Origin of the sequence: Weissella sagaensis (assembly GCF_010306265.1) — a bacterium.
Lineage (GTDB): Bacteria > Bacillota > Bacilli > Lactobacillales > Lactobacillaceae > Weissella > Weissella sagaensis.
On record NZ_BLKA01000001.1, the window covers coordinates 331,671 to 343,845 of the forward strand.

Genomic DNA, 12,175 nt, shown 5'->3' on the forward strand with positions numbered 1-12,175 from the left:
CTTTATTTCACTATAAATCATCAATTTATCCACACTAAAAAAGCCAAGCTATAAACGTTTTTCTCGTTTACTGCTTGGCTTTTTAATTTATTTTACTAATGTTTACAATACAATATTTTTAGCAGCCAGTTGCTTTTGCACTTCTGGGTGAGCCATAAATTCATCATACGTTGTTTCAGCACGGTCAATTGCACCTTGGTCTGAAACCACAATAACATGATCAGCAATTGTTTGACCAAATGTACGGTCATGTGATGTAAAGATTAACCCACCTTGGAAGTTAATCAAGCCATCATTCAATGATGTAATTGATTCCAAATCCAAGTGGTTGGTAGGATCATCCAAGATTAGAACGTTGGCTTTGGTTAGCATCAACTTTGATAGCATCACGCGAACCTTCTCACCACCTGAAAGGACATCCAATGTCTTTTCGGCATCTTCACCCTTGAATAACATACGACCTAGTAAACCACGTAGGAAAGTATTATCACTTTCTTCCTTTGAGGCAAAATCGCGTAGGTAGTCCAAAATAGGACGTTCTGGGTTAGGGAAGTTAGTTGCCATATCCTTAGCTAAGTAGTCTTGTGTTGTCGTAACACCCCAAGTAACCTTACCAGCATCTGGTTTCACCTTACCTGCAATAATATCCAAAATCATCGTTGAAGCCACGTCATTTTCAGCCATAATCAATGCTTTTTCATTGGGGTTAACTGTAAATGTGACATTATCTAAAATCTTTACACCATCAATACTTTTTGAGACACCTTCAACACGCAACATGTCATTACCCATTTCACGTAAAATCTCAAAATTAATGTATGGGTACTTACGTGATGATGGTTGAATATCATCAAGTGTAATTTTATCTAGCTGCTTCTTACGTGAAGTAGCTTGCTTTGACTTTGATGCGTTAGCAGAGAAACGTGCAATAAAGTCTTGCAACTCTTTAATCTGTTCCTCTTTTTTAGCATTAGCTTGTGATTGTAAACGTTGTGCTAATTCAGAAGATTGCTTCCAAAAATCATAGTTACCAACGAATAACTTAATTTTACCAAAGTCAACATCTAAGATCATTGTTGAAACGGCATTTAAGAAATGACGGTCGTGGGAAACAACCAACACAGTATTTTGATAATCAGCCAAGAAGTCTTCCAACCAAGCAATTGTCTTGGTATCTAAACCGTTAGTAGGCTCATCCAAAATCAAAATATCCGGATTACCAAACAAGGCTTGTGCTAGTAAAACCTTAACTTTGGTAACTTCAGGTAGGTCTGACATGAGTGTTTGGTGTTGTGATTCAGGAATACCAATATTTTGTAATAGTTGGCTGGCTTCGATTTCAGCTGTCCAACCATCTAATTCTTCAAAACGTGCTGATAATTCACCAACACGGATGCCATCTTCATCAGTAAATGGATCATGTAAGTAAATGCCATCCATCTCATTTTTAACATCATAAAGTTCTTTATGCCCTTGCATAACAGTGTCTAAGACTGTGTATTGATCAAACGCAAAGTGGTCTTGTACCAATGATGACATACGCTCATTAGTATCCATTGAAACATTACCCGTCGTGGGTTGTAATTTACCTTCCAAAACCTTCAAGAAAGTTGACTTACCTGCACCATTTGCTCCGATAATGCCATAAGTATTACCTGGTGTAAATTTTAAATTCACATCATCGTACAATTTTTTACCAGTGAAAGCCACTGATACATTTGAAACTGTTAACATATTTGATCTCTTCTCCTACAAATTATTGCGCTATTTTATTCATCTATTATCATCTGCTTTAAACAAGCATACCAATTATAACTTTATCAAATGCCCTATTCATACGCAAGCTTAATGCCTGAATCAGCGTATTATTCGTCTACTTTTTCCGACTTAGACTGACAAAATAAATAATGGCTTCAATTAATGCAATGAAAAATGATACTGGGAGATCTAACCAAAATGACAACCCTAGTGCTAGCCAGACACCAACAACAGCAAATAAAATGGACAAACCAATAATTTGCCACACTGTTCGTCCCCATCTCATTGCCGAACTGGCTGGTAAAATCATTAAAATAAAAATTAATAACGAACCAACAACTTGTGCTGAAACAGCTACCGTTACAGCCATTAATCCTAAGAACAACACTTCGATTAATTGTAAGTTTTTTAAACTAAAACTTGCTGTCGTGTAATCAAAGGCAAAATGTCGAAGTGGTCGAAACATCAACAAAGTAACTAAAATGACTAAAATTGCTAATATTGCAACTTCTAAAACATCCCCTTTATTAATACTAAAAATTGAGCCAAATAAAATTCCCGTTGCTGCAGTAGCATTCTTGTCAGATAGCGATAAAAATGCAATCCCTAATCCGATTGCTACTGCACTCACAGCTGAAATAAGTGATTCTGAACGTTGTTCTTTAATCCCTAGTCCACCGACACTCATTGATGCAACAACGGAAAACAATAACATTCCTACCAAAGGTGACCAACTCATAAATAAGGCGAATGAGGCCCCTGCAAAACCAATCTCACTTAATGTGTGTGCCAAAAAAGACATACGACGCGCAACAATAAATGGACCAATTAATCCACTCATAATTGCAATTAACGTCCCTGCAATCAATGCATGTTGCATAAATGGAAAATTAAACAAGAATTTGTCCTCCTTCCTTTAATTTAGCAACATCCAATTGATCAATTTTTTCATATTCACTGCCGTGCTTTGTTAGTAATAAATATTCATCGGCATATTTTTTCATAATATCAATATCATGACTCACCATTATGACTGTTAATTGATATTGGTGTTGATAGTTTTTCACAACATCCATTAATGCGTACTTAGCCACATTATCTAAATTAGCCGTTGCTTCATCTAAAATTAAAATATCTGGATTTTGTACAAGCGCTTGAGCTAAATAAGCACGTTGCCGCTCACCACCAGATGCATTATCAATCCGTTGATCTGCAATCTCAGTTAAATTCGTAATTGCCAAAATCGCCGTTAATCGTTGTTTTTCCAATTTGGATAACCATGGTCGTAGTCCTTGATCAAAATTTAAGGCAACAAAGTCACTCACTCGTAAAGGAAATGCCTGCATATCAGGACGATATTGCGGTACATACGCAATTTTTCGATTACTATCATCATGCCAGATAAACTCTCCGGTTGTTAACGGTACTTTACCTAACATTGCGCGAATCATCGTGGTTTTCCCCACGCCATTGTCACCAATTAGCGCCAAATTATGGCCTTGTTCTAGCCTAAAATTCACTTTTTGATAAAGCCACCGGTCATCAAATTTAATTCCGATATCCTTACCATCTAAAATAATCATTTCAATAACGCCTCATCTAATGCCTTCAATTGATTAATTTGCCAATCAATATACGTCGTGTCTGCCGGTTTTGTTTCACGAGCTTTGACAACAGGTACATGATGCGCTTTTGCATAATCTACCCCCTGCGTCGCTAATTTACCTGTAGATTGCGGATTATCAATTACCGCTGCAATCTGTCCTTGATCAATTAATTGATGCCATTGGCGGACATCAGTTGGTGTCGGATCATCACCTTCTTCAATTGCTTGGGCAAATTTGGTATCTTTCATATTTGCACCTAACGTTAATAACGTATTATCAAAAACTGGTTCAGTTGCTAATAAGTTTTTCCCATCAAGATGCTGTTTTACTCGCTTTTGCCAATCAATTAATTTATTAGCCTTTTTTTGATAAGCTTGGGCATTTTTTTCAAAATAAGCTTTTTTTGCTGGTAGTAATTGACCATATGTCGCAGCTAATTTTTGAGGCAACCGAGTTGTAATATCTGTTTTATACCAAAAATGTTCATTGCCGCCACCTTCACCATCTTTATAATGGTAAACATTGGCCAAGTTAATATGTTTTGCCTCATTATTTTGTTTAGCAAAATTTACACTCCAATTATCAAAACCACCACCGTTAGAAATAATCACATCTGCTGTGTCAAATTGTTTAGCCACACTAGCTGTTGGTTCATATTCATGTGGATCCATTGTCGGCTTATCAATCACACTCACAACACTGCCTGCGTTACCCAAAACAGCCTTCGCCATTTCACCATAACTATCCAAACTCGCCACCACTTGTATTTGATTCTTTTCCACTGGCTTAGTTGTCTGTTCCTTACGTTGCCAAACTTGATAAAAAACAATCCCTAATAAAATAATAACAATTAAAATCGGTACCCAAATAAAACGTTGTTTTTTCGATGTCATGATTTTCCCCCAGGCAAACGTTCTAATAATTGTGACAGAAAGTCACTAATAATTTGCTGCTCAGTTTCCGAAAAATTATCTAAAAGATTTTCATACTCTGCTAAAGTTTCCCGATGTCGCTGCGTGTGCGCTGAAGCCATCGCAATACCAAGAGTCGTTAGTGACCAGCGACTAACGCGATGATCTGCTTCATCTGGCACAACATTCACCATAGCCTCATCACGACTATATAAACTTTTCATGGCCTTCGTAACAGCGGCCCCTGATACATGTAGTGCCCGTGACAATTCAGAATTTGTTTGTGGTCCATTTTGTGCAAGCAACATTAATAAATGCCCCTGCGTCGTTGTAATATCTGTTTCATTAACGCCAATTAAAATTTCGCGCTGATTTTCAGAAGATAATTTTAAACGATTTAAAAAATTATCAACTTGATTTGCATATGAGTCATTTGTCATTACTCTCAATCTCCTTAACTGGTTAATTAACCAGTTAATAATAACACGTACTATTAGTTAGTGCAAGACAATAAAAAAGCAACATTCTCAAAACCATGAACGTTGCTTTTCTAAATAATTTATTTAATTTAAATCTTACTTATCAGTATCTTTATAGACATCTGCCATAATTTTAGCAATTAGGCTGGCGTATTGTAATGAACCCTCTTGATTAGGATGTACTTTGTCATCCCCTAACCAATCTGGATGATCTTTAACAAGCGCTGCCCAATCAATAATATGCAGATTCTTATACTGATTTTTTTGCTTAGACAAGAAACTATTATTCTTATCAACCCAGTCACGATTAGCAAAGCCATTAATCCAAAATACCTGGCGATCTTTACCAACAAGGTCCATCACTTTCTTAAAATCATTTTCACCAATGGTTCCATTTGTTCCAATAGAAATAATGACATTTTGTGACAACAGACCTTGGCTCTCGTAAGAGTCCAATATATCTGGAATTGAATATGCCTGCCGTCCAACGGTTGCATTAACCACAGTATTTGGCATAAGTTCTTGTAAATCAGGTGCCACATCAACCATAACAGAATCACCAACTGCAGTAACGCGTTGATCCCGTAATGCTGAAAATTGGTCAGCTGTCAAACTATATTTACTCATCAAATCGCGATCTGCTTGCGAAAGTGTCTTTGGATCAATCTTATGACTGTCTGCTTTCTTACTATTCGCTTTTTTAGCTTGCTCGACCACTTTTTTATTAGCCTGACTAATGCGATCCTTATTAGTATCTAATCGTTTCTCTAACGTGTTTTTAGGCTTAGCATGTGCGGTCTCTTGAGCAGATACTGCATAACCGGTCCCCAGTGTTAGCAACAAAGCAACGACAATAGTCATTTGTACGCTACGTTGTGCAACAAATGCTGTGTACCATGGTTTACTTTGTTTCATATGACGGAAAACATTTTCAACGTAGCGATAACTTAATTCAGCAAGTAATAAAACAATGATAATCTTCAAGCAATCCATCCAAAATGTATCATGCTGCTTTACTAATCGATCAAAAAACACAAACACCGGTAATTGATATAAGTAAATACTATATGACCGTTTTCCTAAATAATTAAAAAATTTATTATCCAATGCATGACTTAAAAATGAAGCCGGATGCGCTGTAATTGCAATTAAACTTGTCATAATTGCAGTCGCCACAAACATCAATCCCATGTAAGTCATACGCCACTCACCATTTAATCCAAAAAAGATCACAATGGTTAACGTTAAGGCAATCGCACCTAAAGTATTTAGATTGCGTTTCACACGTGGTGACAAAACCTGTTTCATTCGTTTTGAAGGCCATCCAAATGCTAAGGCAGCACCAAATAACACGGCAAAGACACGGGTATCTGATCCATAATAGGCACGATTAATGTTCATTGGATCGTACAAAATCCCTAACAAAATGGCTGAAATACCTGCAACACCAATTAAAGTAAACCCAATTGAAATACGACGAATACGTAATCCTAACAATAACATCACAATAATTGGCCAAATTAAGTAAAATTGGCCTTCAATTGATAGCGACCATAAATGAGTAAATGGCGATGAACCACCCCAAGAATCAAAATATGAATCACCATTCTTGGTTGCCCAAATGTTGTAAAGATATAGCATATTACTACCAATAATTGCCCGTAAATTATAAAGCAAATCGCGGGCAAATAAAGCAATATAAGTTGCTGTACCAAACAACATTATGACCAGTGCCGGATACAAACGTTTAATTCGACGTTTGTAAAAAGCTAGCACATCAATCCGACCATTACGATCATATTCTTGTATTAATAAATCTGTAATTAAATACCCCGATAAAACAAAGAATAACGGTACGCCCATCCATCCACCAGGCAATGCGTCTGGCCATAAATGAAATATGATTACTCCAATAACAGCAATTGCTCTAAGCCCATCAAATCCCGTAATATAACGTGGCTTATTTGTAACATCTTGGCTCATTTTTTCTCTTCCTAAACACTTCTAAAATTATATAAAATTAAATCCCTTTAACTTCGTGATTTTTTATAAAACGGTTACCTCTTACAATTCATCATTTTCATCAAAATGCATTTTTGCTCGGCTAATTGGTTCATTATGACGTACAGCCAAGTAAAATTCGGCCATCGTTGCTTGATAATAAGGCACAACATAGAAACCAGCAATTCCGTAAGTGATTCCAACTAAGATCCACCATAAAATAAAACTAATCTGTAACCAGAAAAGCTTCATCCGGTAACCACGCATCATTTCTTCTGATTTTTTTAAATATGACGTAATTGAAGTAATTTCACGACCAGCTCGAACATCCTCTGCATATAATAGGGTTGCTTGTGAATATGAATATGTCTTAATAATACCTGGAATAATGAACAAACAAGTCCAAAGTAATGTAAAAATAAAACGAACCCCTAATAACACAACGACGTCAACAATCGTTTTTGACTTCAAAAACTTTAGTCCCACTTTGACAGGTTGTTCTGGTGCTTTTTTACGTCGATGCCATTCAACAAAACCAAAAGTGACACCCAATGTAAAAATACCAACTAATACTTCAGCTAGAATGCTGGTCGTTAACACTTGCAGCCCCAACGCAAACGTTTTGGAAGCCACCCCACTCATCGATTGAATATCCTCAGGATTAATATTTCCTGATGGCTCTAAATTTTCACGTACTGATGATATAACTTGCCAAATAACTAAAATAATCGATAGTTTGAGTGCTGTCCCAAAATTTTCACCACTAACGTATGTTTTCGCTTGCTTTTTTAAATCATAATTAGTAAACATAAATCACCTTTCTTAAATTATATTCATTAAAGTTTAACATATTACAATCATCATTTATGGTGATATATTAAACATCTGCGTCAATATCATATCTCTCAATTATACGATTAAAAACCAATTTTTACTAATGATGAAATCATAATAAATAAAACAAAAAAGGCCAACAAGCGTAATCGCTCATTGACCCTTTGTTAGCTGGGATAGCTGGATTCGAACCAGCGAATACACGGTACCAAAAACCGATGCCTTACCACTTGGCCATATCCCAATAATGAAATGGGGGCTATAGGATTCGAACCTATGAACCCGAAGGAATGGATTTACAGTCCACCGCGTTTGACCGGACTTCGCTAAACCCCCATATATAACTGTCTGACATTAATGCCCCTGACAACTCTTATATCATACCAAGTAGAAATACATATTGCAAGCATTTTTTTAAAATTATTTTTCACATTAAAAAACAGCCTATACAAATGTATAAGCTGTTTAAAATTTTTTATTGTATACCAGCCATCAATCGCTTAATACGTGGTACTAAGAAAATTAATAGAATACCAAGTACAACTGAAGCTATTCCGAACCATGTAAAGTAAGCAACTTCATTATCTGCTGAATACAAAGTAACTAACTGAGCGTTCAATGCTGAACCAGCTGAAGATGCCAAGAACCACATTGACATCATTTGTGACATAAATGCTTTTGGTGCTAGTTTAGTCGTTACTGACAAACCAACTGGTGAAATCAACATTTCACCAATGATAACCAAAGCCCATGAACCAACTAACCATAATGGTGAAACATGACCATCAGTACCAAACAAAGTACCAGGTACTGCCATCAATAAGAATGACGCACCAGCAAACATCAAACCAACAGCGAACTTCATTGGTGAAGATGGTTGATTTTTCTGCCACTTAACCCACAACCAAGCAAAGAATGGTGTGTATAGCATAATAAATAATGGATTTAATGATTGGAACCATGATGCTGGGAACCATGATGTATCTACTCGCTCAGCAGCAAACGTTGCCAAAACGATTGATCCTTGTTCTTCAATGGCCCAGAACAATACTGCGGCTAAGAATAATGGAATATATGAGAATACTCGTGAGCGTTCTTCCTTTGTTACCTTAGCTGAAGTTGTCATAACCACAAAATATGATACTGGCAACAAAATTGCAACAATTGCTAGTAAGTTAATATAGTTTTGCAAACTATTCCAACCCATCAAGTTCATCAAAATAACAACTAAGATGAAGAAAACAACACCTAGGATAGTCTTTAAAATCAAAGGCTTAACTTCTTCTTCTTGTAATGGATCAGGGGCATAGTTTGAATCTTCGTGAAGGTGCTTACCACCGAAATGATATTGTACCAACCCAAAGAACATACCAATAGCGGCCAATGAGAATCCGGCATGGAACCCAATATTTTCTTGTGTCCAACCAACTAATAATGGCGAAATAAATGAACCCAAGTTAATTCCGAACACAAAAATTGAGAATCCTGAATCACGTGATTTATCATTGTCATCATATAATGATCCGACCATTGATGAAACGTTAGGCTTTAATAATCCAGTTCCAAGAACAATTAGTACCATTGAGACGAACATTGCAACCGCACCAAATGGCAACGCTAATGCAATGTGACCAAACATGATCAATACACCACCCCAAAATACTGTTCGTCGTTGTCCTAATATACGATCAGCAATGAAACCACCAACAACTCCTGATAGATAAACCATTGATGCATAAATGGCCATAATTGATGCAGCTGTAGCCTTAGTAATATTTAAATCACCAGTACTAATTAAATGCCACATGTAATATAGCAAGATGGCTTTCATACCATAGTAACTGAAACGTTCCCACATTTCGGTCATAAATAATGTTTTTAGACCGTATGGTTGTCCCAGGAATTTCTTTTCCGTTTTCATGAAAAAAGCTCCTTATTCAAATTCTGTTTTCTACTCTGGACAATCTAATGTCACTTGTTAAATTTTACTCGCAAATGTAACTTTCGACAAGGATGTTTTCATTTTACATTAACTTTTTGCCCCTTTTGTTATAATAAGATTATGATATTGTGTGAAAAAGAGGTAGTAACATGACTAAAATTATCGTGTCCAGTGATAATCATTTTGACGTTAACAAACAAGATGTTGCCCAATCATTACATCAACAAGCAACAGCATTGCATCAATTACAACCTGATTATTATTTAATTGCTGGTGATTTATTCAACGATTTTGAAAAATCACTGCATTATGTCCATGATTTACAAAATGCGCTTGGCCAAAAAACCAAAGTGCTCTTTATTGCGGGTAACCATGATATGGGACGTAATATTTCATTTAATGAATTAGAAACAGCATTAGATCCCCTCTACTTACATAATCAATACCTTGATATCCCCAATTCTAATTGGCGCATCATTGGTCATAACGGCTGGTATGATTATAGTTTTACACCACTACTTGATCCAGCCGCAATCGTTCGTTTCCGTTCTGGATTTTATTATGATCGTGTCATTGATCAACCGATGAGTGACATTGAGCGTATGGCATTAGGACATACTCAGATGCATCAATTATTAGATGATGCGCTAAACGCCCATAAACAAGTCATTTTTTTCACACATTTTTCACCTATTAATGATGAACTATACTATCCTGATCCAAGTTCACGTTGGGCCATGGTTAATGGTGTCTTGGGGTCAACGAAAACAGGTCTGTTACTGGCTGAATATCCGAATGTGCAACACGTTTTTTACGGTCATGTTCATATAACAGTCCCGCCCCGCCAAAAAAAGGGACTAACATACTATAATGCTAGTGTTGGTTATAATCGTCATCACTTACAAGAATGGACTGCCGATAACTTTTATCAAAGTTGGCTAAATAAACTTATTCAAATAGTGTTGACAAATAAATAATAATTCTGTATAGTATATATTCGTTGAGGTGATACTAAGTATTACTTAAATATATGGGGGTTTAGCGAAGTCTGGTTAAACGCGGTGGACTGTAAATCCATTCCTTCGGGTTCATAGGTTCGAATCCTATAGCCCCCATTTCATCATTGGGATATGGCCAAGTGGTAAGGCATCGGTTTTTGGTACCGTGTATTCGCTGGTTCGAATCCAGCTATCCCAGCTAATAAAGGGTCAATGAGCGATTACGCTTGTTGGCTTTTTTTGTTTTACATAAAAAAACAGTAAATCACCCTATTATTGGTAATTTACTGTTTTTAAATAATATTTATTCTAGTATGATTAATTGTCAAAACGCGCTGGCATCTTAGAGGCTTTCATAATTGTTACAATCGCAATAAATGTTCCAATCATCAACGCACCCGCCATTCCTAAATCATTCGTAAACTGAGATAGTGATACCATTGAACCGGCTACAATATTACCGACCGGCCGTGTTGCTGCAAATGCGCCCGAATAAGCCCCTATTTTAGCTGGATTCATCATATCAGCACGCATTGTCTGACTTGATGGTACATTTATAATTTCTCCTAACGTAAAGACAACCGTCACAATAATTAGCGGCCAAAAATCATGCAATAGGAATGATATCGCAAAACCAAACCCTTGCAAAAAAGTCCCAAATGCAAAGCTCCGACGTAATGCCCATCTGTTTGTAAAACGATTAATATAATTCATTACTAATACAATTAAAATTGTATTAATAACCAACATGAACGACAGCATACGTTGACCATAAAAATGAATGCCCATAAAAGTATAATCATTAAATGATTTCGTTAAATGTGCTGCCAAATAAAAATCAGGTTGCGAGTAAATCACTACCGAAAAAATCGACCCGAACATAAATAACACATAACGTTTATCAGATAAAACTTGCCCATACGATTTCACGGCGCTCCACACAGACGAATTAGCTTGTATATGGTTCATATCTAATGTTTCTGCCATACCGAATTTAATAATAAATGCATTAATAAAACCAACTACCACTGATCCCATTAATAATTCAAATAGGTAGTCTCTAAAGAACCACCCACCAATTGCTGCACCAATCATAACGCCAATATTAAGCACCCAATAAATCAACGCATATACAAATTTTCGATTAGCAATCGTAGAAGCATCAATCATCATTGCCTGTTCTGCCGGATCTGCAAAGGAAGCACCAACTGACGCTAATAAAAAGCCCACAAATGTGACATATGGATTTGTATACCAAGGTGCATTCATAAACATCGCTAGCCCATAGCCGATGATAATCAATGCTGAACCAGTTAACATGGTCCTCTTTCGCCCCCAGACATCAGATAAATGACCGCCATACAAGCCGGCAATAAAGCCAGCTACTGATACAATCATCAGTAAAAGTCCTGAAATAAAAGCCCCAAAATATTGCACATAATAAATTGTCATATTTGGCCCAATCGAACTACCTAATAAGACCGTTAAAAAAACTGTTAACGTCCTTAACTTTAAATTACGATTCAGCGCCATAAATTCTTGCATACTCATTTACCTCCTATACTCAAAAATCAAATTGTTTCCATACTACCACAAGGCCGTTCTTCTTGTCCTAATTAATGTCACCTATTATAGTGGTAAAAGA

10 protein-coding genes and 4 tRNA genes are annotated in these 12,175 nt (G+C 36.4%); 3 read left to right on the forward strand and 11 right to left on the reverse strand.

Annotation, left to right across the window (positions count from 1 at the left end):
- Positions 1 to 102: 102 nt before the first annotated feature.
- The 10 genes from G7Y65_RS01705 to G7Y65_RS01750 form a co-directional block, all read right to left on the reverse strand.
- On the reverse strand, positions 103 to 1,734 hold the full coding sequence (locus G7Y65_RS01705) for an ABC-F family ATP-binding cassette domain-containing protein (RefSeq protein ID WP_137600372.1): 1,632 nt from the start codon (positions 1,732 to 1,734) through the stop codon (positions 103 to 105).
- Positions 1,735 to 1,873: 139 nt separating this feature from the next.
- Positions 1,874 to 2,656, reverse strand: a complete 783-nt coding sequence (locus tag G7Y65_RS01710; RefSeq protein ID WP_042492043.1) for a metal ABC transporter permease — start codon at positions 2,654 to 2,656, stop codon at positions 1,874 to 1,876.
- Complete coding sequence (locus G7Y65_RS01715) at positions 2,649 to 3,341, reverse strand: metal ABC transporter ATP-binding protein (protein WP_165314500.1); 693 nt, start codon at positions 3,339 to 3,341, stop codon at positions 2,649 to 2,651. Before G7Y65_RS01715 ends, G7Y65_RS01710 begins: the two co-directional genes overlap by 8 nt.
- A complete protein-coding gene (locus G7Y65_RS01720) occupies positions 3,338 to 4,258 on the reverse strand; it encodes a metal ABC transporter solute-binding protein, Zn/Mn family (RefSeq protein WP_137600371.1) in 921 nt (306 codons plus the stop codon). The genes G7Y65_RS01715 and G7Y65_RS01720 overlap by 4 nt, the downstream gene beginning before the upstream one ends.
- Positions 4,255 to 4,716, reverse strand: a complete 462-nt coding sequence (locus G7Y65_RS01725; RefSeq protein ID WP_042492049.1) for a MarR family winged helix-turn-helix transcriptional regulator — start codon at positions 4,714 to 4,716, stop codon at positions 4,255 to 4,257. Before G7Y65_RS01725 ends, G7Y65_RS01720 begins: the two co-directional genes overlap by 4 nt.
- 135 nt (positions 4,717 to 4,851) lie before the next feature.
- On the reverse strand, positions 4,852 to 6,738 hold the full coding sequence (locus G7Y65_RS01730) for an acyltransferase family protein (protein WP_165314501.1): 1,887 nt from the start codon (positions 6,736 to 6,738) through the stop codon (positions 4,852 to 4,854).
- A gap of 81 nt (positions 6,739 to 6,819) precedes the next feature.
- Complete coding sequence (locus G7Y65_RS01735) at positions 6,820 to 7,566, reverse strand: DUF975 family protein (protein WP_042492055.1); 747 nt, start codon at positions 7,564 to 7,566, stop codon at positions 6,820 to 6,822.
- Between the two features lie 195 nt (positions 7,567 to 7,761).
- Positions 7,762 to 7,834, reverse strand: a tRNA-Gln gene (locus G7Y65_RS01740).
- A 9-nt stretch (positions 7,835 to 7,843) separates the two neighbouring features.
- A tRNA-Tyr gene (locus G7Y65_RS01745) sits at positions 7,844 to 7,926 on the reverse strand.
- Between the two features lie 139 nt (positions 7,927 to 8,065).
- Complete coding sequence (locus tag G7Y65_RS01750; protein WP_165314502.1) at positions 8,066 to 9,511, reverse strand: peptide MFS transporter; 1,446 nt, start codon at positions 9,509 to 9,511, stop codon at positions 8,066 to 8,068.
- A gap of 170 nt (positions 9,512 to 9,681) precedes the next feature.
- Between G7Y65_RS01750 and G7Y65_RS01755 the strand changes: the two genes are divergently transcribed.
- The 3 genes from G7Y65_RS01755 (at position 9,682) to G7Y65_RS01765 (ending at position 10,729) form a co-directional block, all read left to right on the forward strand.
- Entirely contained in the window at positions 9,682 to 10,509 is an 828-nt protein-coding gene (locus G7Y65_RS01755; RefSeq protein ID WP_042492058.1) for a metallophosphoesterase, read from the forward strand.
- A 55-nt stretch (positions 10,510 to 10,564) separates the two neighbouring features.
- Positions 10,565 to 10,647 (forward strand) — tRNA-Tyr (locus G7Y65_RS01760).
- 9 nt (positions 10,648 to 10,656) lie between these two features.
- Positions 10,657 to 10,729: transfer RNA gene (locus tag G7Y65_RS01765), tRNA-Gln, on the forward strand.
- Positions 10,730 to 10,848: 119 nt separating this feature from the next.
- Here G7Y65_RS01765 and G7Y65_RS01770 read toward each other — a convergent pair.
- Positions 10,849 to 12,075 (reverse strand): MFS transporter, encoded by a 1,227-nt coding sequence (locus tag G7Y65_RS01770; protein WP_042492060.1) that lies wholly within the window; start codon positions 12,073 to 12,075, stop codon positions 10,849 to 10,851.
- Between the last annotated feature and the right edge of the window lie 100 nt (positions 12,076 to 12,175).